The organism is Acidovorax sp. HMWF018, from assembly GCF_003061035.1.
In the GTDB taxonomy this organism is placed as follows: Bacteria; Pseudomonadota; Gammaproteobacteria; order Burkholderiales; family Burkholderiaceae_C; genus Acidovorax; species Acidovorax delafieldii.
Genome location: NZ_QAIM01000421.1, coordinates 1 through 23,762, shown reverse-complemented (window position 1 = coordinate 23,762; position 23,762 = coordinate 1). Strand labels below are relative to the sequence as shown.

23 protein-coding genes and 1 tRNA gene are annotated in these 23,762 nt (G+C 65.2%); 11 read left to right on the top strand and 13 right to left on the bottom strand.

Features of this window, described 5'->3' with window-relative positions:
* On the top strand, window positions 1-943 hold a 943-nt coding region (locus DBR23_RS17335; RefSeq protein ID WP_108499075.1), incomplete at its 5' end, for an MlaD family protein.
* Entirely contained in the window at window positions 940-1,629 is a 690-nt protein-coding gene (locus tag DBR23_RS17330; protein WP_369882129.1) for a hypothetical protein, read from the top strand. The genes DBR23_RS17335 and DBR23_RS17330, both read left to right, overlap by 4 nt.
* 137 nt (window positions 1,630-1,766) lie before the next feature.
* Here the strand turns inward: DBR23_RS17330 and DBR23_RS17325 are convergent, their stop codons facing one another.
* The 6 genes from DBR23_RS17325 to DBR23_RS17300 form a co-directional block, all read right to left on the bottom strand.
* The gene (locus DBR23_RS17325) at window positions 1,767-2,144 is read right to left on the bottom strand and encodes a hypothetical protein (protein WP_108499070.1); all 378 of its coding nucleotides are present in this window, start codon (window positions 2,142-2,144) and stop codon (window positions 1,767-1,769) included.
* 147 nt (window positions 2,145-2,291) lie between these two features.
* Complete coding sequence (locus DBR23_RS17320; RefSeq protein WP_056064060.1) at window positions 2,292-2,477, bottom strand: hypothetical protein; 186 nt, start codon at window positions 2,475-2,477, stop codon at window positions 2,292-2,294.
* Between the two features lie 302 nt (window positions 2,478-2,779).
* Window positions 2,780-3,127, bottom strand: coding sequence for a hypothetical protein (locus tag DBR23_RS17315; protein WP_108499069.1), 348 nt, complete (start codon window positions 3,125-3,127; stop codon window positions 2,780-2,782).
* A gap of 138 nt (window positions 3,128-3,265) precedes the next feature.
* Window positions 3,266-3,355 (bottom strand) — tRNA-Ser (locus DBR23_RS17310).
* A gap of 85 nt (window positions 3,356-3,440) precedes the next feature.
* The gene (locus tag DBR23_RS17305) at window positions 3,441-4,358 is read right to left on the bottom strand and encodes an SPFH domain-containing protein (protein WP_056064052.1); all 918 of its coding nucleotides are present in this window, start codon (window positions 4,356-4,358) and stop codon (window positions 3,441-3,443) included.
* Between the two features lie 41 nt (window positions 4,359-4,399).
* The gene (locus DBR23_RS17300; protein WP_099730573.1) at window positions 4,400-4,825 is read right to left on the bottom strand and encodes an NfeD family protein; all 426 of its coding nucleotides are present in this window, start codon (window positions 4,823-4,825) and stop codon (window positions 4,400-4,402) included.
* A 146-nt stretch (window positions 4,826-4,971) separates the two neighbouring features.
* On the opposite strand from DBR23_RS17300, the gene DBR23_RS17295 reads away from it, so the two are divergent.
* Both DBR23_RS17295 and DBR23_RS17290 read left to right on the top strand, forming a co-directional pair.
* On the top strand, window positions 4,972-7,338 hold the full coding sequence (locus DBR23_RS17295; protein ID WP_056064046.1) for an arginine/lysine/ornithine decarboxylase: 2,367 nt from the start codon (window positions 4,972-4,974) through the stop codon (window positions 7,336-7,338).
* A gap of 180 nt (window positions 7,339-7,518) precedes the next feature.
* The gene (locus DBR23_RS17290) at window positions 7,519-8,079 is read left to right on the top strand and encodes a fasciclin domain-containing protein (protein WP_108499068.1); all 561 of its coding nucleotides are present in this window, start codon (window positions 7,519-7,521) and stop codon (window positions 8,077-8,079) included.
* 88 nt (window positions 8,080-8,167) lie between these two features.
* Here the strand turns inward: DBR23_RS17290 and DBR23_RS17285 are convergent, their stop codons facing one another.
* Window positions 8,168-9,031 (bottom strand): DNA ligase, encoded by an 864-nt coding sequence (locus tag DBR23_RS17285; protein ID WP_108499067.1) that lies wholly within the window; start codon window positions 9,029-9,031, stop codon window positions 8,168-8,170.
* A 94-nt stretch (window positions 9,032-9,125) separates the two neighbouring features.
* Window positions 9,126-9,926 carry an enoyl-ACP reductase FabI gene (gene fabI, locus DBR23_RS17280; RefSeq protein ID WP_056064037.1) on the bottom strand — a complete coding sequence of 267 codons (801 nt, stop codon included), beginning with the start codon at window positions 9,924-9,926 and terminating at the stop codon, window positions 9,126-9,128.
* Window positions 9,927-10,030: 104 nt separating this feature from the next.
* On the opposite strand from fabI, the gene DBR23_RS17275 reads away from it, so the two are divergent.
* The 4 genes from DBR23_RS17275 to DBR23_RS17260 are packed head-to-tail and all read left to right on the top strand — an operon-like array spanning window position 10,031 to window position 15,688.
* Entirely contained in the window at window positions 10,031-11,857 is a 1,827-nt protein-coding gene (locus tag DBR23_RS17275; protein ID WP_108499066.1) for an extracellular solute-binding protein, read from the top strand.
* 18 nt (window positions 11,858-11,875) lie between these two features.
* Window positions 11,876-12,910, top strand: coding sequence for a microcin C ABC transporter permease YejB (locus tag DBR23_RS17270; RefSeq protein ID WP_108499065.1), 1,035 nt, complete (start codon window positions 11,876-11,878; stop codon window positions 12,908-12,910).
* 13 nt (window positions 12,911-12,923) lie between these two features.
* Window positions 12,924-13,979: an ABC transporter permease gene (locus tag DBR23_RS17265; protein WP_108499064.1), complete on the top strand. Its 1,056-nt coding sequence runs from the start codon at window positions 12,924-12,926 to the stop codon at window positions 13,977-13,979.
* Window positions 13,976-15,688 carry an ABC transporter ATP-binding protein gene (locus DBR23_RS17260; protein WP_233250525.1) on the top strand — a complete coding sequence of 571 codons (1,713 nt, stop codon included), beginning with the start codon at window positions 13,976-13,978 and terminating at the stop codon, window positions 15,686-15,688. Before DBR23_RS17265 ends, DBR23_RS17260 begins: the two co-directional genes overlap by 4 nt.
* Window positions 15,689-15,841: 153 nt before the next feature.
* Here DBR23_RS17260 and DBR23_RS17255 read toward each other — a convergent pair whose 3' ends face one another.
* Window positions 15,842-16,447 carry a lipocalin family protein gene (locus DBR23_RS17255; protein WP_108499063.1) on the bottom strand — a complete coding sequence of 202 codons (606 nt, stop codon included), beginning with the start codon at window positions 16,445-16,447 and terminating at the stop codon, window positions 15,842-15,844.
* Window positions 16,448-16,605: 158 nt separating this feature from the next.
* Complete coding sequence (locus tag DBR23_RS17250) at window positions 16,606-17,490, bottom strand: LysR family transcriptional regulator (RefSeq protein WP_108499062.1); 885 nt, start codon at window positions 17,488-17,490, stop codon at window positions 16,606-16,608.
* Window positions 17,491-17,579: 89 nt separating this feature from the next.
* On the opposite strand from DBR23_RS17250, the gene DBR23_RS17245 reads away from it, so the two are divergent.
* Window positions 17,580-18,554, top strand: a complete 975-nt coding sequence (locus DBR23_RS17245; protein WP_108499061.1) for a DMT family transporter — start codon at window positions 17,580-17,582, stop codon at window positions 18,552-18,554.
* Between the two features lie 44 nt (window positions 18,555-18,598).
* A complete protein-coding gene (locus tag DBR23_RS17240) occupies window positions 18,599-19,084 on the top strand; it encodes a DUF1801 domain-containing protein (RefSeq protein ID WP_108499060.1) in 486 nt (161 codons plus the stop codon).
* Here the strand turns inward: DBR23_RS17240 and DBR23_RS17235 are convergent.
* From DBR23_RS17235 to DBR23_RS17225, 3 genes are all read right to left on the bottom strand, one after another.
* The gene (locus tag DBR23_RS17235) at window positions 19,081-20,064 is read right to left on the bottom strand and encodes an endonuclease/exonuclease/phosphatase family protein (protein ID WP_108499059.1); all 984 of its coding nucleotides are present in this window, start codon (window positions 20,062-20,064) and stop codon (window positions 19,081-19,083) included. The two genes, DBR23_RS17240 and DBR23_RS17235, sit on opposite strands and share 4 nt — an antisense overlap.
* Before the next feature lie 169 nt (window positions 20,065-20,233).
* Complete coding sequence (locus DBR23_RS17230; RefSeq protein ID WP_108499058.1) at window positions 20,234-21,226, bottom strand: NAD(P)/FAD-dependent oxidoreductase; 993 nt, start codon at window positions 21,224-21,226, stop codon at window positions 20,234-20,236.
* Entirely contained in the window at window positions 21,213-21,677 is a 465-nt protein-coding gene (locus tag DBR23_RS17225; protein WP_108499057.1) for an Rrf2 family transcriptional regulator, read from the bottom strand. Before DBR23_RS17225 ends, DBR23_RS17230 begins: the two co-directional genes overlap by 14 nt.
* A gap of 981 nt (window positions 21,678-22,658) precedes the next feature.
* Here DBR23_RS17225 and DBR23_RS17220 point away from each other — a divergent pair.
* Window positions 22,659-23,699: a P1 family peptidase gene (locus tag DBR23_RS17220; RefSeq protein WP_233250524.1), complete on the top strand. Its 1,041-nt coding sequence runs from the start codon at window positions 22,659-22,661 to the stop codon at window positions 23,697-23,699.
* The last annotated feature ends 63 nt before the right edge of the window (window positions 23,700-23,762 follow it).

Below are 23,762 nucleotides of genomic sequence, written 5' to 3'. Positions count from 1 at the left end.
CCCGGTGGCCTATCTGGAACTCAAGGCTGCGGCGCTGCTGCTGTTCACCTTGGCCCTCATCGTGGGTTCGGGCCTGTACCTGCTGTATGCGCGGGGTGCTTTTGAGCCCACGCAGACGCTGGTGCTGACGGCCGATGACTCCGAGGGCGTGGTGGTGGGCATGGACATGACCTTCTCGGGCTTTCCCATTGGCCGCGTGCGGCGCATCGAGCTGGCCGAATCGGGCAATGCCCGCATCTTGGTGGACGTGCCCCGCAAGGACGCGCACTGGCTGCGCGAGTCCAGCGTGTTCACGCTGGTACGCGGTCTGGTGGGGGGCACCAACATCCGGGCGTACTCCGGCATCCTGACCGACCCCGCACTGCCCGATGGCGCCGTGCGGCCGGTGTTGCGCGGAGATGCCACGGCGGAGATCCCGCAGCTCATGGCGACCGCGCGCGAGCTGCTGACCAACCTGAACGCCCTGACGTCGCCCGACGCCGCGCTGGGCAACACCCTGACCAACGTCAAGGCCCTCACGGAGCGCCTGAACGGGCCGGGCGGCGCCCTGGGCGTGCTGATGGGCAACGAAGCCGACGCGAAGAAGATTGTGGCCACGCTGGAGCGCACCAACGCGCTGCTGGCGCGCCTGGACGGTATGGCCGCCCGCGCCGACAAACAGGTGTTTGGCAGCGAGGGCAACAAGGACGCGCTGGTGCCCGAGGTGCGCGCCACCGTGGCCCAGCTCAATGGTTTGTTGTCCGACACCCGCACCAGCCTCAAGAAGGTGGATGCCGTGCTGGTGGAGGCCCAGGCCATTGGCGCCAATGCCCGCGAAGCCACGACGGACCTGGGCGCGCTGCGCGCCGAGGTGGAAAGCAATCTGCGCAAGGTGGAAAGCCTGGTCAACGAGATCAACCGCAAATGGCCCTTTGCACGCGACACGGAGCTGAAGCTGCCATGAACCCCTCTGCTGCACCTCGTTTGCGGGCTGCATTGCGGCTCCTGTCCATCGGCTGTGCCTTCGCATTGGCTGCGTGTTCCAGCCAACCCCCGGTGCCTGACTGGCAGATGAACGCCCAGGGTGCGTCCCAGAAGGCCATCGAGGCCTACCTGTCCGGCAACGCGCGCGTGGAGAAGCTCGAATGGGACCGGGCCCGCGCCGAAGTGGCGCGCACGGGGCGCCTCGATCTGCTGGCGCGCCTGGAGCTGATGCGCTGCGCGGCCCAGGTGGCGAGTCTGGTCACCGAACCGTGCGAGCGTTTTGAGGCCTTGCGCGCCGACGCCGCTGCGCCCGAGCAGGCCTACGCCGACTATCTGGCGGGCCGCGTGCAGGCCGGCCACGTGGCCCTATTGCCACCGGCGCAGCGTGCGGTCGCCACGGCAGGCAACGCTGCCACCTTGGCAGGCATTGCCGACCCCCTTTCGCGCTTGGTGGCGGCGGGCGTGTTGTTGCAGACGGGGCACGCCAGCCCGGCAGTCATCGCCACAGCCACCGATACCGCGTCGGCACAGGGCTGGCGCAGGCCGCTGATGGCATGGTTGCTGCTGCAGGTGCAAAGGGCAGAGGCTGCTGGGGACACTGCGGCAGCCGATGCGTTGCGCCGTCGCGTGGGGGTGGTGGAGCAGTCGGGGTCTACGTCTCGATAGCGTTGGCCGCCACGCTAGGGAGGATGCAGGTAACGAGCCGTGGCGCGGGCAAAAAGCTGCCCCAGTTGCTTCAGCAACCGCCACTCAAGCCATTAGCCAGGCCGCCAGAAGCTGCATTGCCGCTGCTGGTGGCGTCGTCAGCGCAGGCGAGCCTGCAACTGGGTCTCGATGTCGTCTCGCTCCATGGCGAACTGCTGGGGGCTGATTTCGTTGGACTCCAGCTTGCGGGCCACAGACAGCAGCAGCACCGTGTTTTCGAGACGTGTGTCTTGTTGCAGGGAGGGGGGCAGGGCGGTCAGGCGGTCAAAGCTTTGCTTGTAAAGCTCGCTCCAGCTCATGGCCCCTGCCTGGGCCTGGGCCCTGGCACCGTCGTACCAGCGCGAGAACTCGTCCAAGGCGTTGTCGCGGGGACTGGAACAACCCGCCACAGCGGCCAGCAACACCATCGAACCCCAGAATTTCGGGGAGTGAATCAACAAAAAACGGTTTGCAGAGATGCGAAAACGTGTGGTCACGATCGTCCTCCATTCCAGAATGCCACCGAAAAGTCCCGGTGTGCAGCGCCGAATGGTACTCCGATGCTATGCTTTTTACTACTGTGTTGCTGTTTGGACCCACACGCGCTGCAGCGCAGCGCCAGCCACTCCTGCACGCATCACAGCTCAGTGGTCCAGAAAGCTGGTGGACAAAATCTGGTCGAGCCCGGTAAGCCCGTGCGACATCGAATCCACAGACTGCACGGCCACGTCCGGCATCAGCAATGACACCGCCGCCAGCACGGCCAGCACCACGGTTCCGATGAACGCTATCAACGCGCGCGCTCCCGGCGGTAAGGAATGGCGTTTCATGGTGAAGTCCTTTTGAAAAAAGGGTGGGGGCCGCAATGACCTCCCGGTGCAACCTCAATGGCTGCTGGCTAGGATTTCAGCAAAGTGCCGCAGTTCCGCGTGTAAGACAAGTGCCATAACAGGGCTCCATGGGCAACTGTTACGGCCTGTTGCCTTTACAAACCTGCCAGAAACGTTCCGCGCCTTGCAAGCGTCCGGAGGCCCGGTTCAGGGCCTTGAGTGGGATGCGGATGGAGTGCCAAGCGGACGGACTGCAGAGGGCTCCTGTGGAGCCGTCCAGCGGTCATCGCGGCATGAATAGATCAGGGCGCGGGCGTCTGAATCCACGCGGTGATCTGGGCAATGGCTTCCTGCTCGATGCCAATGAAGCCGGGCCAATCTTGGTCAGCACCCTCATCACCGACGGGGTAGGTGCCGCCATGTACCACCATGAGCTTTTTGACCGGCGCCCGCGCCAGCCCTCTCAGAATGGCGGGCGTATCGCTGGCCTGGCAGTGTTTGCAGCCGTTCCTGGCATGGTGGTAGACCAGCACCGGGACCTGTATGGCCTGCAGGTCCAGTGTGGGCACTGCACCCGGTGTGCTCCTGCGCACCACGCTGGAGGTCAGCCCCCGCCCCGCAATCGCAGGGTCGTTGACATGAATGGCCATGGCTGTCGCAGACACTGTCATGCACCGAGCGGGGCGCACAGTCGTTGATGTTCAGCCCAAAGCGCCGGGGTCCTGTGTGCAAAAAGCCAGCCCCCACAACAAAAAACCCAGGTGACCGGAATCACCTGGGTTGATATGTGGCGGAGAGGGCGGGATTCGAACCCGCGGTGGGGATTAGCCCACACACGCTTTCCAGGCGTGCGACTTAAACCGCTCATCCACCTCTCCGAAGCCCTCGATTATAGCCATAGGATTGGGTGCATTCCGGTCACTGATCGGTGTCACCTGAAAATTTCAGTGGGCCGACACGTTGTCAGCCTGCCTTTTGGGATGTCTGCACCATCTTCATCGCCGAGCCGATCAGCGCCGAAACCTCGGTCATGTTGCTGGGCACGATGAGGGTGGTTGTGGCGTCCGACGCGACTTGGCTGTAGGCGTCCACGGCTTTTTCAGCCACCTTGAGCTGCACGGCCTGCTCGCCACCGGGCTGGCGGATGGCTGCGGCCACGCGTTCGATAGCCTGGGCGTTGGCTTCGGCCACGGCCTTGATGGATTCGGCCTCGCCCTGGGCCTTGTTGATGACGGCCTGTTTTTCGCCCTCGGAGCGGGCGATGAAGGCCTCACGCTCGCCGGTGGCGATGTTGATCTGCTCCTGGCGGCGGCCTTCTGAGGCGGCGATCAGTGCGCGCTTCTCCCGCTCCGCTGTGATCTGGGCCTGCATGGCGTGCAGGATTTCCTTGGGCGGGGTCAGGTCCTTGATTTCATAACGCAGCACCTTCACACCCCAGTTCAGGGCGGCTTCGTCGATGGCCTGCACCACCTGCGCGTTGATGATGTCGCGCTCTTCGAAGGTCTTGTCGAGTTCGAGCTTACCGATGACCGAGCGCAGCGAGGTCTGCGCCAGCTGGGTCACAGCCATGATGTAGTTGCTCGACCCATAGCTGGCGCGCATGGGGTCGGTGACCTGAAAGTACAGGATGCCGTCCACCTGCAGCTGCGTGTTGTCGCGCGTGATGCAGACCTGGCTGGGCACATCGAGCGGAATTTCCTTCAGGCTGTGTTTGTAGGCGACCTTGTCCACAAAGGGGATCAGAAAGTTCAGCCCGGGAGTCAGCGTGCCCGCATATTTGCCCAGGCGTTCCTTGACCCAGGCGTTTTGCTGGGGCACGACCTTGACCGAGCGGGCGATGAAGATCACGGCAATGATCAGGATGACGATGGCAATTTCCATGGGAAACCTTTCTTGGGTGATCGACAGGGAGTCTTCGGTGTTTACAGCGGGTCCACCAGCAAGCGGTTGCCCACCAGCTCGGCGACGCGATGCATGCCAGTAGACGGGGTGACGCCGGGGCGGTGCATGGCCGTCCATTGGGCGCCCCGGTACTTCACGGTGGTGGTGCCGTCGGGGCTCCAGCTTTCGATGAGGATGGTTTCGCCTACGTCCATGTTCACGCTGCGGTCCGCACGTGCAGACGGATCGCCGGGGCGCTTTCTCCGCAGCAGGTAGCAGGCCACGACGGCCCCGCCGCCCACAATGGCAGCCGACACCATCTGCATTGCGGACGCCAGGCCCAGGTGGGCGGCCAGGGCGGCGGCTACCAGCCCCAAGGCCACCATCAGCAAATAGAACGTGCCGGTGAGCAGTTCTGCCACGACCACGGCCCCTGCTGCCAGCCACCAGATGGTGGATGCCTCCATGTAGAACCTCCTTGTGTGGTTGTGTTTAGTGCACCACATTCTGGGTCAAAAGGATGGCAGTTCAAAGGCGCGTCAACGTTATTCCTTACACTTCGCGCCTATTTCGTTTTTTGGCCGGGCAGGCCACGGCTCCTTGGAGGCTGCGCATGAAGTTTCGCTTTCCCATCATCATCATCGATGAAGACTATCGTTCCGAGAACACCTCGGGGCTTGGCATTCGTGCGCTTGCACAGGCCATTGAGGCCGAGGGCTTTGAAGTGGTCGGGGTCACCAGCTATGGCGATCTCTCGCAGTTTGCGCAGCAGCAAAGCCGCGCCAGTGCCTTCATCTTGTCCATCGACGATGAAGAATTCTCCGAGGGCGAAGGGCTGGACCCCATCGTGCTGAGCCTGCGCAACTTCATTGGCGAGGTGCGCCGCAAGAACGCCGAAGTGCCCATTTATGTGCACGGTGAGACCAAGACCAGCCGCCACCTGCCCAACGACATCCTGCGCGAGCTGCACGGCTTTATCCACATGTTCGAGGACACCCCCGAATTCGTGGCGCGCCACATCATCCGCGAGGCCAAGAGCTACCTGGAGAGCGTGCAGCCACCCTTCTTCAAGGCGCTGCTGGACTACGCCGAAGACGGCTCGTACAGCTGGCACTGCCCCGGTCACTCCGGCGGCGTTGCCTTCCTGAAGAGCCCCGTGGGCCAGATGTACCACCAGTTCTACGGCGAAAACATGCTGCGCGCCGACGTGTGCAACGCGGTGGAAGAGCTGGGCCAGCTGCTGGACCACAACGGTGCCATTGGCGAGAGCGAGCGCAACGCCGCGCGCATCTTCAATGCCGACCACTGCTTCTTTGTGACCAACGGTACGTCCACGTCCAACAAGATGGTGTGGCACCACACTGTGGCGCCCGGGGATGTGGTGGTGGTGGACCGCAACTGCCACAAGTCCATCCTGCACAGCATCATCATGACCGGGGCCGTCCCTGTGTTCATGAAGCCCACGCGCAACCACTTCGGCATCATCGGCCCCATCCCGCAAAGCGAGTTCGAGCCCAAGGCGATCGAGGCCAAAATCAAGGCCAACCCGCTGCTCAAGGGCGTGGATGCCAAGAAGGTCAAGCCCCGCGTGCTGACGCTCACGCAGTCCACCTACGACGGCGTGCTGTACAACACCGAGACCATCAAGGGCATGCTCGACGGCTATGTGGACAACCTGCACTTTGACGAGGCCTGGCTGCCGCACGCGGCGTTCCACCCGTTCTATGGCAGCTACCACGCCATGGGCAAAAAGCGCACACGCCCCAAGCACTCGGTGACGTACGCCACACAGTCCATCCACAAGCTGCTCGCCGGTATCAGCCAGGCATCGCATGTGCTGGTGCAGGACTCGCAGACCACCAAGCTCGACCGCCACCTGTTCAACGAGGCCTACCTGATGCACACCAGCACCAGCCCTCAGTACAGCATCATCGCCAGCTGCGATGTGGCCGCCGCGATGATGGAGCCACCTGGCGGCACCGCGCTGGTGGAAGAAAGCATCCTGGAGGCACTGGACTTCCGCCGTGCCATGCGCCAGGTGGAGGAGGAGTTCGGCAAGAACGATTGGTGGTTCAAGGTCTGGGGCCCTGAAAAGCTCACCGACGAGGGTATTGGTCGCGCGGAAGACTGGATCATCCGCAGCGACAGCAAGAGCAAGAAGGGCAGCAAGTGGCACGGCTTCGGCCAGCTGGCTGACGGCTTCAATATGCTGGACCCGATCAAGTCCACCATCGTCACGCCGGGTCTGAGCCTGGACGGCAAGTTCGACAAGACTGGCATCCCCGCGTCCATCGTGACCAAGTACCTGGCCGAGCACGGCGTGGTGGTGGAGAAGACGGGCCTGTACAGCTTCTTCATCATGTTCACCATCGGCATCACCAAGGGCCGCTGGAACACGCTGCTGACTGCGCTGCAGCAGTTCAAGGACGACTATGAGAAGAACCAGCCCATGTGGCGCATCCTTCCCGAGTTCTGCCAGCAGCACAAGCGCTACGAGCGCATGGGTCTCAAGGACCTTTGCCAGCACGTGCACGAGATGTACGCCAAGTACGACATCGCGCGCCTGACCACCGAGATGTACCTGTCGGACCTCACGCCCGCCATGAAGCCCTCGGATGCGTACGCGCACATTGCGCACCGCACCACCGAGCGCGTGGAGATCGACCACCTGGAAGGCCGCATCACCGTGGGTCTGGTCACACCGTACCCCCCAGGCATTCCGCTGCTGATTCCGGGCGAGGTGTTCAACAAGAAGATCGTGGACTACCTCAAGTTCGCGCGCGAATTCGCCAAGCTGTGTCCGGGCTTTGAGACCGATATCCACGGCCTGGTGGAAGTGGAAGACGAGAACGGCCAGGTGCGCTACTACGCCGACTGCGTGGCAGAGCAAGGCAAGACCGGCAAGAACCCCAAGCCACTGGCGACCGCCAAGAACCTGGTGCAGGTGGGCGACGACGGTCCGTACGGGCGCAACGTGTAAGCACGTCTTCGCGCTGGTGTGTGGGTGCACCAGCGTCTCGAAAATCGCTCCCCCGGCATGGCTGGCGGAGCGATTTTTTTGTGCATTTGAATCCGCTGTTGTGGTGCTGCCGTATTGACTGTCAGCCGCGTGGTTTTCATGCGGTGACGACTGTCTTCACACACCTCTCAGGAGATTCTCATGACCCTTCGATTCAACGCCCGCCTTGCCACCATCGCCCTTGCCGCAGCCATGGCCGCTGCCGCAATGCCTGCCGCAGCACAGGTCATGGTGGGCGGTGCGCCCATGCTGGCCAGCAAGGACATCATCGACAACGCCGTGAACTCCAAGGACCACACCACCCTGGTGGCAGCGGTCAAGGCGGCTGGCCTCGTAGAGACGCTCAAGGGCCCCGGTCCGTTCACCGTGTTTGCGCCCACCAATGCGGCGTTTGCCGCATTGCCCGCAGGCACGGTGGACACGCTGCTCAAGCCCGAGAGCAAGCCCACCCTGACCAAGGTGCTCACCTACCACGTGGTGGCGGGCAAGTACGACGCTGCTCCGTTGTCCAAGATGATTGCAGACGGCAAAGGCATGGCCAGCCTCAAGACGGTGGCGGGCGGCACGCTCATCGCCAAGGCCAGCGGCAATGCCGTCATGGTGACGGACGAAAAGGGCGGGACGGCGACGGTGACGATTGCCGACGTGTACCAGTCCAACGGCGTGATCCACGTGGTGGACAAGGTCCTGTTGCCGAACTGATTGCGCAACTGACGGGAGGGGCTGCCCGCCCGCTGGCATGGCCGCCGCATCGCAGGGCCGGGATCGGCCAGGGGTCGCTGTGGCCCTGTCAGCGGATCGGCGGCATGTCCTCTCGCACTCGCACAAAACTCGCGAAGCGCGGCACTCCGCTGTCGTGGGAGCCCCGAAAGCGGTAGGTCACCCAGCTGCCCACGGGCGGCGGGTGGTCGCGCTCGGCGTCGGTCAACCCTGCGCCCAGCCGGAACCGCTGGCCCGAAGGCATCTCCACCACCAAGGCACCCAGCCGCCCCGCGTGGCGGCCTTGGCCGGGCAGATGGGCCACCACGCGGGCCTCGGTGTCTTCGTGGGTCTTGACCTTGATGAGATCGTCACTGCGACCTGCTCGGTACATGGATGCGCCACGGTGCAGCATCAGTCCTTCGCCGCCCGCACGCACGGTGCGCAGCAGCAACTTCTGGAGTGCTGCGTCACTCGCCACACGCTGTTGTGGCACCGCCTGCACCCAAGCCTGGTCCAGCGCTTCGACCAGCTTGTTCAGTGCAGGAAGGCGCTGGTCAAACGTGCCGCTATGGGCGGGCAGGTCAAACACCATAAAGCGTATCTCGCGCCATGCGGCATCGTCCGGCTGCTGCTGGCGCACGGTGGACTGGGCGTGGCTGAACCGGCCGCGTCCTGCCCACAGCTCGCCGTCCATGGGAGTTTCAGGCCAGCCGGCGGTGAACCATGCCGGGGCCGCCACGGTCTCGCCGCCCCGCGTGCGCAGTGTGTGGCCGTCCCAAAAGCCGCGCACGCCATCGTATTTTTCGCTCACCCAGTAGTCCGCCAGCCGCATGCCGGGGCGGTACACATTGGCCAGCAACAGGGCGGGCGCGTCGGCGGCCCAGGCCTGGGGTATTGCAAGTGCCGCCAGGGGTGCAAGGCCCATACAGGCCAGCCAGTGTCTGCGGAGCATAGGTAGGTGGTGCTATCAAAAAAATAGCTTCTAGCGCATGATTTATGTGCGCTAGAAGCCAATTACGTAGTGAGCGTGCAGCCCTGGCGAGGATTTACACCTGGTCGGCGCTCAGGCCCGCCGTCTGGCTGAAGCCGCCGTCCACATAGGTGATCTCGGCGGTCATGCCCGAGGCAAGGTCCGACAGCAGGAAGGCCGCCACATTGCCCACGTCTTCAATCGTGACGTTGCGACGCAGGGGTGAGGCATCGGCCACGCGGCTGAGCAGCTTGCCAAAGTCCTTGATGCCGCTGGCAGCCAGCGTCTTGATGGGACCTGCGCTGATGCCGTTGGCGCGGATGCTGCGGCCGTCTTCGGTGCGGCCCACGGCCTCTGCCAGGTAGCGCACGCTGGCTTCCAGGCTGGCTTTGGCCAGACCCATGGTGTTGTAGTTGGGGATGGAGCGCAGCGCGCCAAGGTAGCTCAGTGTCAGCAGCGACGACTTGTCGTTCAGATAGGGCAGGGCCGCCTTGGCCATGGCCGGGAAGCTGTAGGCACTGATGTCGTGTGCAATGCGGAAGCCTTCGCGGCTCAGGCCGTCCAGAAAGTTGCCCGCAATCGCTTCGCGCGGTGCAAAGCCGATGCTGTGCACAAAGCCGTCAAACTTCGGCCAGGTCTGCGACAGATCCGCGAACATGCGCGCGATCTGCTCGTCGCTGGCCACATCGCAGTCAAACACCAGCTGGGAATTGAACTCGGCCGCAAAGTCGGTGATGCGGTCCTTGAAGCGCTCGCCCACGTAGCTGAACGCCAGTTCGGCGCCTTGCTCGTGGCAGGCCTTGGCAATGCCGTAGGCGATGGAGCGGTTGGACAGCACGCCCGTGATGAGCAGCTTCTTGCCGGTCAGAAAACCCATGTGAAATCTCCTTGTGGAATAGCGGAATGCAGGCTTGGCGCCCGGTGCATGTGGATATGCGGCTTTGGCTGCAAGCCCCTGCGAACGTAGTGCAGAATTGTCGCATGCGGTTTTGGCTGGCTTTGTTGCTGATGGGGTGTGCTGTTCCAGCGTGGGCAGCGCATGCGTATGCCTTGTGGGGCGCGCCGCGCTATCCGGCGGGTTTTGCGCATTTCGACTACGTGAATCCCGACGCCCCCAAGGGCGGCGAGTTGCGGCTGGTCAGCAACCTGCGCGTCTCCACCTTCGACAAGTACAACCCGTTCACCATCAAGGGCAACGCACCCGCCTACCTGTCGTCGCTGATGTTCGACTCGCTGCTGGTGGGCTCCATGGACGAGACCGCGACCGGCTATGGTCTGCTGGCCGAGGACGTGGAAGTCGCCCCCGATGGGCTGTCTGCCACGTTCCGCCTACGGCCCGAGGCGCGGTTTCACAACGGCAAGCCCGTGCTGGCCCAGGACGTGAAGCACAGCTACGAAACGCTGGTGGGTCCCTTCACCTCGCCTGCGTACAAGACTTTGCTGATCGAGGTGGCGGGCGTGGATGTGATCAACGACCGCACCGTGCGCTACCGCTTCAAGCAACCCAACCGCGAGCTTCCCATCACCGTGGGCGGCTTGCCGGTGTTCAGCCGCGACTGGGGGGTGGAAAACGGCAAGGCCAAGCCCTTTGACCAGGTGGTGATGGACATCCCCATCGGCAGCGGCCCCTACAAGATCGGGCCCGTGCGGTTTGGCAAGGACATCACCTATGTGCGCGATCCGCAGTACTGGGCGCGCGACCTCAATGTGCGCAAGGGCACGGCCAACTTCGACCGCATCCTGGTCAAGATCTACAAGGACAACACGGCGCGGCTGGAGGCCCTGAAGGCGGGCGAGTTCGACCTCATGCGGTTCTTCAGCGCGGGTGACTGGGCCCGCCGCGTCACGGGCAAAAAATTCGACACCGGCGAGCTGGTCAAGGGCGAGTTCAAGCACAAGCTGCCGTCGGGCTTTCAGAGCTACGTGCTCAACACCCGCCGCCCGCTGCTGCAGGATGCGCGCGTGCGAGAGGCCCTGGGCCTGGCGATGGACTATGAGTGGATGAACCGCCAGATGTTCTACGGCGCCTACCAGCGCGTGAACGGCCTGTTTGGCAACACCGCGTGCGAAACCAGGGGCAGCCCGTCGCCCGAGGAGCTTGCGCTGATGGAGCCCTACCGCAAAGACATTCCCGCAACCGCCTTTGGCCCCATGACCGTGCCCCCGCGCACCGACGGCGATTCGTCATTGCGTGCCAACCTGCGCCGCGCGCAGGCCCTGCTCAAACAGGCGGGCTGGGAGGTGCGCGATGGCGCCCTGCGCAACGCAAAGGGCGAGGCCATGGTGCTGGAATACATGGACAGCAACGAAGGTGGAGTGCGCACCATCACCCCCTGGATGCGCAACCTCGAAAAGATCGGTGTCACCTTGCGCTTCCGCTCCGTGGACTTTGCGCTGTACCAGCAGCGCCTGCAGAAGTTTGACTTCGACATCACCTCGATGGCCTTCCAGGGCACCCACAACCCGGGGCAGGAGTTTGCCGACATGTTCGGCAGCCAGGCGGCCGACGTGGAGGACTCCGGCAACTTTGCGGGCGTGAAGAACCCGGCGGTGGACGCCATGATCAAGGCCATGACCTCGGCCAAAACCGAAGCCCAGCTGCTGCCCGCCTGCCACGCGCTGGAGCGCATCATTGCGCACAGCCACTACCTCATTCCGCAATGGACGGCGGCCACGCACCGCATGGCCTACAACGCCTGGAGACTGGCCAAGCCCGCCACGGTGCCGCCGTACTCCAGCGGCGAGGGCTGGGTCATTGACACCTGGTGGGCACGCATACCGCCACAGACCGCGCCCGACAAAAAATAACCACCCGCCAGCCCACCCATGTTTGCCTACATCCTCAAACGCGTGTTGCTGATGCTCCCTACCTTGCTGGGCGTGCTGCTGCTGACCTTTGTGGTGATCCAGTTTGTGCCGGGCGGTCCCGTGGAGCAGTACATGGCCGAAGCCAAGGCTGGCGTTGGCGGGGGCGGTGGTGCCGAAGGCGGCGGGCTGAGCTACCGGGGCGCGCAGGGCGTGGACCCCAAGCGGCTGGAGCAGATCAAGGCCTTGTACGGCTTTGACAAGCCTGCACATGAACGTTTTTTTCAGATGCTGGGCCAGTTCGCGCGTTTTGATCTGGGCAAGAGCTTCTTCCAGAACAAGGACGTGTGGCAACTGGTGGTCGAGAAGCTCCCCGTTTCCATCAGCCTGGGCCTCTGGACCTTCTTCATCAGCTACCTCGTCGCCGTGCCGCTGGGTGTGGCCAAGGCGGTGCGGGCCGGGTCGCGGTTTGACCTGGTGACCACGCTGCTCATCCTGCTGGGCTACGCCATTCCGGGCTTTGTGCTGGGCGTGGCGTTGCTGGTCATCTTTGGCGGGCAGCTGCAGTGGTTTCCGCTGCGAGGGCTCACGTCGGCCAACTGGGACGAGCTGTCCTGGGGCGCGCGTATCGTGGACTATCTGTGGCACATCACGCTGCCGGTGATCGCCATGGTGCTGGGCAGCTTTGCCGTGACGGCCATGCTGACCAAGAACGCGTTCCTCGAAGAGATCCGCAAGCAGTACGTGCTGACGGCCCGTGCCAAGGGCCTGAGCGAGCGGCAGGTGCTGTGGAAGCATGTGTTCCGCAACGCGCTCATCCCCATCATCACCGGGTTCCCCGCTGCCTTCATCGGTGCGTTCTTTGCGGGCTCGCTGCTCATCGAAACCCTGTTCTCTCTCGACGGCCTGGGCCTGCTCAGCTACGAGAGCGTGATCCGCCGCGACTACCCCGTGGTGCTGGGCACGCTGTATTTGTTCACGCTGATCGGGCTGGTCACCAAGCTCATCAGCGACCTTTGTTATGTGTGGGTGGACCCGCGCGTGAAGTTTGACTAGCCCGAACGCACCGATGGCCCCGATGAGTCCTGCTGCTGCCCCGATTTCACTCTCCCCATCCCGCCGCGCGTGGCTGCGCTTCAAGCGCAACCGGCTGGGGTACTGGAGCCTGCTTATCTTCTGCGCGCTGGTCCTTGTCAGCCTGTGCGCGGAGCTGGTCAGCAACGACAAGCCACTCGTCGTGCGCTACGAGGGGCAGACCTACTTTCCCCTGCTCAAGGACTACCCCGAGACCACCTTCGGCGGCGACTTTGAAACGCCCACCGACTACCTCGACCCGTTCATCAAGGAGCGGCTGAGCCAGGGCGGCAACTGGGCGCTGTACACCCTGAACACCTACGGGCCCAACACCCTCAATTACTTCGCCAAGGCGCCCAACCCCTCGGCCCCCACCCGCGACAACTGGCTGGGCACCGACGACCGCGGGCGCGACCTGCTGGCGCAGCTGCTCTACGGCTTTCGGGTGAGCGTGCTGTTCGGCCTGGCGCTCACCATCACAGGCGTCCTGCTGGGCGTGGTCACCGGCGCCATCCAGGGCTTCTTTGGCGGCAAGACGGACCTGGCGTTCCAGCGCTTCATTGAGATCTGGGGCTCCATGCCCGAGCTGTATCTGCTCATCATCTTCAGCGCGGTATTCGCGCCCAGCATTGCGCTGCTGCTCATCTTGCTGAGCCTGTTTGGCTGGATGGGGCTGTCGGACTATGTGCGGGCCGAGTTCTTGCGCAACCGCCAGCTTGACTATGTGAAGGCGGCGCGCGCCCTGGGGGTGAGCAATGCCCAGATCATCTGGCGTCACATCCTGCCCAACAGCTTGACGCCCGTGGTCACGTTTTTGCCGTTTCGCATGAGCGGGGCCATCCTGGCGCTCACATCGCTGGATTTTCTGGGCCTGGGCGTGCCGCCCGGCACGCCCTCGCTGGGCGAGTTGCTCAGCCAGGGCAAGAACAGCATTGATGCGTGGTGGATATCGTTGTCCACCTTCGGCGTGCTGGTGGTCACCTTGTTGTTGCTGACCTTCATGGGGGACGCGCTGCGCGATGCCCTCGACCCGCGAAAGGCAGACCAATGACGTCCCCCACGCTCGGCACTGGCGTGTCCTCGCTGCCCCCCGAGGGGGCTCTCGCTGCCTTGGGGCGGCCCGGCGGCGGCTCGGCTGCGGGTCTGCCGCTGTTGAGCGTCCACGACCTGCATGTGCGCTTTGGCTCCAAAGAGGTGGTGCGCGGCGTCAACTTCACGTTGGCTGCGGGCGAAAAGCTGGCGCTGGTGGGCGAGTCCGGCTCGGGCAAGACCATCACAGCGCTCAGCCTGCTGCGCCTGGCGGGCGACGCCGCCATCACCGGCCAGGCTGTGCTGCAGGGCCAGCGCGACCTGCTGGCGCTGTCGGAGCGCGAAATGCGCGGCGTGCGCGGCGGCGAGATCGCCATGGTGTTCCAGGAACCCATGACCGCGCTCAACCCGCTCATGACCATCGGCGCGCAGATCGCCGAGATCCTGCAGCTCAAGAAGGGCCTCACGGGCGCGCAGTGCGCGCAGGCGGCCATCGAACTGCTGGCCAAGACGGGTATCCCCGAGCCTGCGCGGCGCGCCAACAGCTTTCCGCACCAGCTCTCGGGCGGCCAGCGCCAGCGCGCCATGATCGCCATGGCCCTGGCCAGCGAGCCGCAGCTGCTGCTGGCCGACGAGCCGACCACTGCGCTCGACGTGACGCTGCGAGGCCAGATCCTGGACCTGCTGTCCGACCTGCAGCGCCAGACCGGCATGGCGGTGCTGCTCATCACGCACGACCTGAACCTGGTGCGCCGCTTTGCCGACCGCGTGGCCGTGATGGAGCAGGGCGTGCTGGTGGAGCAGGGCCCGGTGGCCGAAGTGTTTGGCGCCCCGCAACACGCCTACACCCGCCGCCTGATCGCCAGCCAGCCGCGCCGCGATGTGGCGCCGGCCGATTCGCCCCCGGGCACGCCGCCGGTGGTGAAGACGCAGAATCTGCGTGTGGTCTACCCCACGCCGCTGCCGGGCCTGCGCGGCTGGTTCCAAAAGGGCGAATTCGTCGCCGTGCAGGGCGCCACGCTGTCGCTGCTGCCGGGCGAGACGCTGGGCGTGGTGGGGGAGTCCGGCTCGGGCAAGTCCACGCTCGCGCAGGCCATCCTGGGGCTGCTGCCGCATGCAGGCCAGCTGCAGGTGGGCGGACAGGCATGGGAGCAGCCGGCCATGCGCAACACCCCGGCCAACCAGCAGCTGCGCCGGCGGGTGCAGGTGGTGTTCCAGGACCCGTTCTCCTCGCTCTCGCCGCGCCTCACGGTCGAGGAAATCGTGGGCGAGGGCCTGAAGGTGCACGAGCCCACACTGACCGTGGCCCAGCGCCGCGTGCGCGTCGAGGCCGCGCTGGACGAGGTGGGCCTGGCCGAGGCCCAGTACCCGCGCCTGCTGGAGCGCTACCCGCACGAGTTCTCCGGCGGCCAGCGCCAGCGGCTGGCGATTGCGCGCGCCCTCATTGTCCAGCCCCAGGTGCTGGTGCTCGACGAGCCCACCAGCGCGCTGGACGTGACCATCCAGCAGCAGGTGCTGGGCCTGCTGCAGCGGCTGCAAAAGGAAAAGGGTTTGAGCTACCTGCTCATCACGCACGACGTGGATGTGATCCGGGCCATGGCGCACCACGTGCTGGTGATGAAAGACGGCGCGATCCTGGAGCATGGCACGGTGGTAGAGGTGCTCGATGCACCCCGGCACCCCTACACCCAGCGCCTTGTGGCCGCTGCCACGGTGCCCGCGCAAGGCTGATTGAGCGCAAAAATAGGCTCCAGCGCATGATGGTAAAGCGCCGGAAGCTATTAAATTTGTAGCGTAGAGGCTTTTTCACCGCGGCGGGGTGCCGGTTTTGCTGATGGCCGATTCCGCCAGTCCGGCACCTCCGGCACCACTACGGCGCCGGTTTCACGTCATCACCGCGCGCCGGGCAGGCGCGGCAGACGCTGCGGACGGCGCCGCCCACAGGATGCGGCCGGTGTCGATGCCCATGGCCCGGGCCCGCTCCAGCAGGTGCTCGCGCACATCCGGCGGCAGCGATGGGGTGCGCGAGAGGATCCACAGGTAGTCGGTGGTTGAGCCCACCACCATGGCCCACTGGTAGTTCTCGTCCAGCGCCACCACGTTGTAGCCGCCGTAAAACGGCCCGAAGAACGACACCTTCAGGGCTGCGCGCGTGGGCTCGCTCACAAAGGTCGCGGTGCCCTCGGCTTCCTTCCACTGCTTGCGCACCGGGTCATAGCCCCGGTTGACCACCTTCACCGTGCCGTCCGCATTGCGGCTGTAGGTGGCGCTGGTCTGCGTGAGGCCGCGCTCGAACGAATGGTCGATGCGCGCCACCTCGTGCCAGTGGCCGGTGTAGCGGTCCACGTCAAATCCGGTGACAGCCTGCACGCCGTCGGGCGTTCGGGGCGTGGAGCAGGCCGACAGCAGCAGCACCGCCATCAGCGCCGCGGCCCCGGCAAGAAATGGCCAGGGGACTGGGCGGTTGCGAAGGGACAAGGTGGGGCGCATCGTGCTTCTCCTGCGGGCCTTGGCGGCCGTGTTCTGGGGTGATCCGACTGTAGGCAGCAGGCATGGCGCCGCGTGTAGGTGGGCGCTGGCACGGCGTGTCGGTGGCGCGTGAATCGCTGTGCTGCGCGGGTTGATCGCGGCGCGGCCGCCGCGGCGGCTCAGGCGCGGGCCACTGCGTTGCGGCCCAGGGTGCGCACCATCTGCTCGTACATCGCATCCACCGCGGGCGAGCGCTGCGACGCCTTGCTGCGCAGCACCGCCACATGCATCGAATCGAGCGCGGGCAGCTCGTACTCCGCAGGCAGGTCTTGCAGAATCTGCAGGTGCGTTGGCGCGCTGCACCGCGTGAGCACCGCCACCGCCAGGCCGCTCTCCACCGCGGCCAGCTGGCCCGCCAGGCTGGAGCTGTGGTACACGATTCGGTAGGCCCGGCGCCGCGCCCCCAGGGCTGACAAGGTGGCCTGCCGCGCCATGCTGGCCGATTCGTAGACCGCAATCGGCAGCGGGTCCCGGCGCCAGATCTCGTACTGCGGTGCGCCCACCCACACCAGTGGCTCGTCGAAAAGAAAATGCCCGCGCTGCGGCCGGTCGCGCGAGACAAGCGCCAGGTCGAGCTCGCTTTTCACCACGCGGGGGATGAGCGCCGTGGACTGCTCGCAGGTCAGCTCGATCTCCACCCCCTGGTAGCGGTGCGAAAAGCTGCGCAGCACCGGCGTGAGGTAGGCGCTGGCGTAGTCGTCCGGCACACCCAGCCGCACGCGGCCCGCCAGCTGCGGGCCGAACAGCGCTGCCTGCGCCTCGGCCTGCAGGTCGAGCACGCGGCGGGCGTAGGGCAGCAGCTCGGCGCCGGCAGGGGTGACCTCCAGGTGGCGTGGCCCGCGCAGCAGCACGGGGCGGCCCACGGCCGTTTCGAGCTTCTTGATCTGCATGCTCACGGCCGACTGGGAGCGGTGCACCAGCGGCGCCGCGCCCGAGAGCGAGCCCGCATCCACCACCGCCACAAAGGCGCGCAGCCAGTCGATCTGAAAGTCCGGGTGGTTCATCACGCTGCTGCACGGTATTCGATAATCGAATGGTTATACCGCGAACTATGCGCTTTACCTAGGCCGCAGAAAACCCGACCATCGGTGGCATGAATCCCAAGGCCTCCGCACTTCCCGCATCGCCCGCCATCCTCACTGCGGGCTCCGACCCCTTGAGCCCCAGCCGCGAGCGCACCGGCCAGTGGCTGATGACCGTGGGGGGCATGCTGCTGGGCACCATCGGCGTGTTTGTCGAGGAGGCCGGCCAGCACCCGCTGGTCACGGTGTGGTTCCGCTGCGTGTTTGGGGCGCTGGCCCTGGTGGCCTGGTGCCTGGCCACGGGCCGGGGGCGCGAACTGCTGCTGCGCCACCAGGCCCTGGGCCGCCGGGTGGCCTGCGCCACCGGCGTGTTCATGGTGCTCAACTGGGCGCTGTTTTTTGCGGCCATCCCGCGCACGTCCATCGCCGTGGCCACCGTCATCTTCCATGTGCAGCCGATCTGGGTCATCGTCTTTGGCGCGGTGTTCCTGCGCGAGCGCATCGCGCCGCTGCAATGGGGGGCCACGCTGGCGGCGCTGGCGGGGCTGGTGCTTACCACCGGGCTCATCGACGGCGCCGCCGCCGGCACCGCCGACGGCGGGGCCTACGTGGCCGGCGTGCTGATGTGCCTGGGCGGCTCGCTGTGCTACGCCGCCGTCACGCTGCTGGCCAGCCGCGCGCCGGCACCCATCAGCCCGTTTGCGCTGGCGCTGTGGCAGTGCCTGGTGGGCGCCGTGTCGCTGGCCTGGGCGCCGCTGGCCTTTGGCGGGCCGCACAGTGCGGGCGCGTGGGCCTGGCTTACGGGCCTGGGCGTGCTGCACACGGGGCTGGCCTACGTCATTTTGTTTGCCGGCATGGCGCGGCTGGCGCTGGGCAAGGTGGCGGTGCTGCAGTTCGTCTACCCGCTCACGGCCGTGCTGGTGGACTGGGCGGTGTACGGGCGCACGCTGAGCCCGGTGCAGCTGGGCGGGGTGGCGCTGATGGCGGTGGCCCTGTGGACCCTGCGGCGCCCGCCGGTGCAGGCGGCAGCCCCCGCCAGCCGATAAACTGCCGGACCGCAGGCCCTGGCCTGCCCTCAGGAGACGACTCCATGGCTGCAACACCGGCACCCCAACAAGCCGAACCTTCCGCTTCGGCACTCATCGACGCCAAGATCCGCGACCTGGCCGACTGGCGGGGCGACACCCTGGCCCACCTGCGCAAGCTGATGCACGAGGCCGTGCCCGGCGTGGTGGAAGAGGTCAAGTGGAGGGGCGTGCCGGTGTGGTCGCACGCCGGCATCCTGTGCACCGGCGAAACCTACCAGCAGGCCGTGAAGATGACCTTTGCCCACGGTGCCTCGCTGCCCGACCCGCACGGCCTGTTCAACGCCAGCCTGGACGGCAACACCCGCCGCGCCATCGATGTGCGTGAGGGCGAGGCGATCAACGAAGCGGCGCTCAAGGCGCTGTTCCGCGCAGCGGCGGAGTTCAATGGGCTGCAGGCCGCGCAGAAGAAAAAAACCAAGCCCAAGGCGCCGGCGGGAAAGAAAGCCCCAGCGGCCAGGAAAGCCCCCACCGCAAAGAAATCAGCTTAGGGCGCAAGAACCAGCCGCACCACCACGGGCCGGTGGTCCGACCCCAGCTCCGGCCCGATGCTCGATTCCAGCACCTGCCAGCCATTCGACGCCAGCACATGGTCGAGCGGCAGCACCGACAGCCAGCCAAAGGCATTGGGCCAGCTGGGCGCTGCACCATGGGCACGGCGCAAGGTACCTTCCACCATGAACAGGCTGCGCGCCCAGGGCGTGGTGTTCAGGTCGCCCGCCAGCACACCCAGCCCGTCGGCCTGCGCCAGGTGCCGGGCCTCGTCCTGCAGCGCCTGGTCGCGTGCGCGGGCATAGGCGCTGTGGATCGGCGGCATGGGGTGCAGCGCGCTCAGGTGCACGGGCAGGCCGTGCCACTGCAGCGTGGCGCGCAGGCGCAGGGTGTCGTGGTCGGTGCGGGGCGGCAGGGCTTGGGCATCTACCAGCGGGTGGCGCGACAGGATTGCCAGCCCGAAAGGGTCGGGCTGCGGCACGGCCAGGCGGTGCGGGTAGCGTGCGGCAACCGCGGGGTCTTCGTCCAGCGCGCGCTGCGCCAGTTCGGTGAACTCCTGCAAGAACACCACGTCGGGCGCGTCGGCCGATGCCAGCCATTGCCGCAGTGGGGCAAAGTCGGCCGTGGCCAGGTTCAGGTTGGCGGTGCCCACGCTCAGCACCGGCGCGTCTGCAGGCAGCGCGGGCGCACCCGCCAACGGAGCCGCCTGCGCCATGAAGGACCCCGCCAACGCCAAGGTTGGCACCACCTGCCACCACGCCCGCCCAAGCACCCACAGCACCATCAGCGCCGCCGTGCCCGCAGCGGCATACAGCCATTGCCAGTACGCCGCCAACTCCACCCCCCATTGCAGTGTTGGCATGCTGTCGGCCGGCAGCCAACGCGACACAGGGGCGGACAGCGCGCCTATGGCACTGAGCCACGCAAGCCAACGCGCACGGGCAACGATGAAGCGGGAAACCGTCGAACGGGTGGGCATGCTTGCCAAGGGGCTGGAAATGAGGACGCAGCATTGTGCGAGTGCCTCCTGCTGGCCCTGTCCGCCGGTGCACCGCCCGGTGGACTGCGGAGAATGCCCAGCGCGACGGGCACCTGCACGATCGCCCCCGGCCTGCCGCCTGCAAGTGCCGGGCGTGCTGCTCCGTGCGTCAGTCCCCGAACACCATCGCCTGGTGCGCGCAGGTGCCCGCCACCACGCCCTCGGCGGACGCCAGCGTGGCGTTGTGCCGCGCCAGCGACACATCGCCGGCCGCGTACACGCCGCGCACGCTGGTCATCTGGCTCTCGTCGGTGCGCACCAGGGGGCCGGATGGGCCTTCGTCGATCGCGCAGCCGAGCTGCTCCGCCAGCGAACTGCCGGGGCGGGTGGCGGCGGCCACATACAGGGCTTCAATGGGCACCACGCGGTTGCCCGGCGCCCCATCGTCCCGCACGCGCACGCCGCTCAGGTGCTTGCCCGGGCCCTCCAGCGCGTCAATGCGCGCAGGCTCCACGGCAATGCCCAGGTTCTGTAGCCGCTCGCGCTCGGCAGCCGGCAGCGACGGGTCGCCGTTCAGGAACAGCGTGGTCGGGCCCCATTCTGCGATCAGCTGCACGTGCGTTGCGGACGAAGGCGAGTGGTACAGCACCCCCAGCCGCTGGCCTGCAAACTCATACCCGTGGCAGTACGGGCAGTGCAGCACGCTGGTGCCCCAGCGGTCGCTCAAGCCCTCGATGTCGGGCAGCGTGTCCTGCACGCCAAAGGCCAGCACCAGTTTGCTGGCCGACAGGCGCGTGCCGTCGTGCAGTTCCACGTCGAACCCAGGTGCGCCCGCAGACCCCGCGGCGCGCTCGTCGCTGCCACGCTCCCTGGTGCTGGCGTCAGCGCTGGCAGCTGCGGCGGTTTGCGCCTGGGCGGATGTCACCGTGCCTTGTAGCAGCGTCACCGTGGGGTAGGCCAACAGCTTCTGCCGTGCCTGGTCCAGCATTGCCGCCGGCGCCATGCCGTCCTGCCCAAAAAAGCCATGCGCCGCTGCAGCACGGCGGTTGCGCGGCGCACCCGCGTCCACCACGCACACCCGCCGCCGGGCCCGTGCGAGCTGCATGGCGGCAGAAAGCCCCGCGTAGCTGCCGCCCACCACGATCGCGTCATAGCTGCTCATGAGAAAAATCCTTGTGTGAATGGCCACCCGCGACCATGCGCTGATGAAAGTCCGCAGAAAGCTGCGCCAGCGTGACCTGGCCCAACCGTGCCAATAGCACTTCTTCCGCTGCGGCAAAGGCGTCGGACAACGCCGCGTTCACCGATTGCTCCACCACGCAGCCGGGGCTCTCCACCCGGTTGCTGATGGCCAGCAGCGTCGGCGCGCCCAGCGCTTCATGGATGTCGCGCAGCGTGATGTCTGCCAGCGGGCACGACAGCACCCACCCCCCGCCATGCCCCTTGGCCGACGTGACAAAGCCCGCATACCGCAGCCCCGCCATCAGGCGGCGCACGACCACCGGGTTGGTCTGCATGGCCTGCGCCAGTGATTCGGACGTGGCGGGGCCCTCCATCTCTGCCATGTGCAGCAGGGCGTGAAGGACGTTGGAAAGGCGGCTGTCTCGTTTCATGCAACATTCAAAGTTGCGTGATAGTAGCATGGGTGCAACAACGGCGCTGACGGGTCAACGGCGTACTACTGAATTGATAGCTGCTAGCGCTTGCTGAACAAGCGCTGGAGGCCAACTTAGCTTTGATTCTTGCTACCACGCTGCCCCCAACCGTTGGGGTTGAGCTTGCCGTAGCCGCGCGTGGCACACCCTCATCCGTTCGGCTTGCGCTTGTCGAAATCTTGTAAAGCCGCATCCAACCGATCGGCCGGCCTGGCCCAACACCAAGAATCCCCGGCCCAAGGCGACTGCAGCACCAAGAAAGCTCGGTCAGGCAACTAGCCACCAGCCGAAGTCGGCAGAGCCCTCACGGCCCCTCTGGGCATGGTGAGGACGTTACGGTGCAACGGCCAGGCGCACCACCAAAGGCCGTTGGTCCGGTGCCAGGTCCGGCCCGCGGCGCGCGTCCAACCCCTTCCAGCGATGGGAGGCCATCACTTGGTCCAGCGGCAGCACCCGCTAGCAGCCCGCCCCAGGCTTGCTGCCAGCTGGGCGCCACGCCGTTGGCGCAGCCTGCCTTGCACCGTGAACACCTATGCCGAGGCGGGGTCCGGTAATTTGAGCCACTGCTGCAAAAGTGAGTACGCAGCAATGGCTAGCAAGGCAAACGGAGGGCCTGCAGCGCAATCGGCTCACTAGCTCAGTTCTCGGTAAGACTGGATTTAACGAACTGAGGAGCTCGCGCTCCCCGCATGCCGCCTACTTCGCCCGTTCCTTCTCGCGAGGGCTCACTTGCGTCCATGTCGTCAACTTTTCACGCAACGCGGGGGCCACCGCGGCTATGCAGATCTGCCATAACGCGGGCTAATGGATATACCTGCAAAAGTAATACCACAAAGTTCGGGACAACACCCAAAATCCAAAGGACCGGTCCATCGCGTCGAAGCAATATTGGTCACTTTTCTAGCGAACATCCAATCCCACTCACCTTGAGAGCATTAAATGACAAGCATCATGTCTCATCGGCTATTGCAGACAGTGCAGGTGTTGACCACCGCCACCCTGATCCTTCTGCCCAGTTTGTCAACCGCGCAAGCGCCAGAAAACCGCCCGAGGGCACGTGACTTAGGTTTGGCGCCAGGCATACTGCGTCCGGGGAATTTGAATGCGATTACCGATGTAAGCGGTGTGCGCGTTGGCCATGTCACATTGATAGAAGGCGACAGTATCCGCACTGGGGTTACAGCGATCCTCCCGCACGCCGGCAATATTTTTCAAGATAAGGTACCCGCTGCTGTAGTGGTGGGCAATGGCTTTGGCAAGTTTGCTGGGTCCACGCAAGTACAGGAACTTGGTGAAATTGAAACACCTATTGTGCTGACCAACACCTTGTCTGTGGCTGAGGGCATGGCGGGCGCTGTGGAATGGGTTCTGGGTCTTAAAGGAAATGAGACGGTCCGGTCTGTGAATGCCGTTGTGGGTGAAACCAATGACGGCGGCTTTCTCAACGACATCCGTCAACGTCGTGTGACCAAGGACGACGTCAAGAAAGCCATCACCACAGCAACCAATGGACCGGTCGAAGAAGGCAATGTGGGCGCTGGCACAGGTACCCATGCTTTCGGTTGGAAAGGGGGCATTGGATCTAGTTCCCGAGTGCTGCCTAAGAAGAGCGGAGGGTACACAGTCGGCGTGCTGGTGCAAACCAACTACGGCGGCATCTTGACCATGGACGGTGCACCAGTAGGCAAAAAACTCGGTCAATACCTATTGAAAGATGTGGAGTCCCAATATACAGCTGACGGTTCAGTCATAGTGGTCATCGCCACCGACGCCCCGCTGTCGGACCGCAATCTGGAGCGCTTGGCCCGCCGTGGTTTCAATGGCGTCGCGGCCACAGGCTCTCCCTTTTCCAATGGATCAGGAGATTACGCCGTGGCGTTTTCAACATCGCCGGGGGTACTTAGAACGGCAGAACGGCGCCGTGTAGTGTCTGCGATCGAAGATCTCCCTAAGGCAACGCTGATTAAGGTCCACCATTGAGAGGGGTCAAACGTTATCCGCAGATGAAGCAGCAGACCTTGGCAATGGCCGCAGATCAAGACA

What these genes read in the sequence shown, in the direction of transcription:
- DBR23_RS17315 (WP_108499069.1), bottom strand. Translation starts at nt 3,127, where the DNA reads ATGGCCATTCATGTCAACGACCCTGCGATTGCGGGGCGGGGGCTGACC.
- DBR23_RS17220 (WP_233250524.1), top strand. Translation starts at nt 22,659, where the DNA reads ATGACAAGCATCATGTCTCATCGGCTATTGCAGACAGTGCAGGTGTTG.
- DBR23_RS17300 (WP_099730573.1), bottom strand. Translation starts at nt 4,825, where the DNA reads ATGGAGGCATCCACCATCTGGTGGCTGGCAGCAGGGGCCGTGGTCGTG.
- DBR23_RS17290 (WP_108499068.1), top strand. Translation starts at nt 7,519, where the DNA reads ATGACCCTTCGATTCAACGCCCGCCTTGCCACCATCGCCCTTGCCGCA.
- DBR23_RS17225 (WP_108499057.1), bottom strand. Translation starts at nt 21,677, where the DNA reads ATGAAACGAGACAGCCGCCTTTCCAACGTCCTTCACGCCCTGCTGCAC.
- DBR23_RS17250 (WP_108499062.1), bottom strand. Translation starts at nt 17,490, where the DNA reads ATGAACCACCCGGACTTTCAGATCGACTGGCTGCGCGCCTTTGTGGCG.
- DBR23_RS17285 (WP_108499067.1), bottom strand. Translation starts at nt 9,031, where the DNA reads ATGCTCCGCAGACACTGGCTGGCCTGTATGGGCCTTGCACCCCTGGCG.
- DBR23_RS17245 (WP_108499061.1), top strand. Translation starts at nt 17,580, where the DNA reads ATGAATCCCAAGGCCTCCGCACTTCCCGCATCGCCCGCCATCCTCACT.
- DBR23_RS17235 (WP_108499059.1), bottom strand. Translation starts at nt 20,064, where the DNA reads ATGCCCACCCGTTCGACGGTTTCCCGCTTCATCGTTGCCCGTGCGCGT.
- DBR23_RS17240 (WP_108499060.1), top strand. Translation starts at nt 18,599, where the DNA reads ATGGCTGCAACACCGGCACCCCAACAAGCCGAACCTTCCGCTTCGGCA.
- DBR23_RS17330 (WP_369882129.1), top strand. Translation starts at nt 940, where the DNA reads ATGAACCCCTCTGCTGCACCTCGTTTGCGGGCTGCATTGCGGCTCCTG.
- fabI (WP_056064037.1), bottom strand. Translation starts at nt 9,926, where the DNA reads ATGGGTTTTCTGACCGGCAAGAAGCTGCTCATCACGGGCGTGCTGTCC.
- DBR23_RS17270 (WP_108499065.1), top strand. Translation starts at nt 11,876, where the DNA reads ATGTTTGCCTACATCCTCAAACGCGTGTTGCTGATGCTCCCTACCTTG.
- DBR23_RS17305 (WP_056064052.1), bottom strand. Translation starts at nt 4,358, where the DNA reads ATGGAAATTGCCATCGTCATCCTGATCATTGCCGTGATCTTCATCGCC.
- DBR23_RS17320 (WP_056064060.1), bottom strand. Translation starts at nt 2,477, where the DNA reads ATGAAACGCCATTCCTTACCGCCGGGAGCGCGCGCGTTGATAGCGTTC.
- DBR23_RS17275 (WP_108499066.1), top strand. Translation starts at nt 10,031, where the DNA reads ATGCGGTTTTGGCTGGCTTTGTTGCTGATGGGGTGTGCTGTTCCAGCG.
- DBR23_RS17260 (WP_233250525.1), top strand. Translation starts at nt 13,976, where the DNA reads ATGACGTCCCCCACGCTCGGCACTGGCGTGTCCTCGCTGCCCCCCGAG.
- DBR23_RS17295 (WP_056064046.1), top strand. Translation starts at nt 4,972, where the DNA reads ATGAAGTTTCGCTTTCCCATCATCATCATCGATGAAGACTATCGTTCC.
- DBR23_RS17255 (WP_108499063.1), bottom strand. Translation starts at nt 16,447, where the DNA reads ATGCGCCCCACCTTGTCCCTTCGCAACCGCCCAGTCCCCTGGCCATTT.
- DBR23_RS17265 (WP_108499064.1), top strand. Translation starts at nt 12,924, where the DNA reads ATGGCCCCGATGAGTCCTGCTGCTGCCCCGATTTCACTCTCCCCATCC.
- DBR23_RS17230 (WP_108499058.1), bottom strand. Translation starts at nt 21,226, where the DNA reads ATGAGCAGCTATGACGCGATCGTGGTGGGCGGCAGCTACGCGGGGCTT.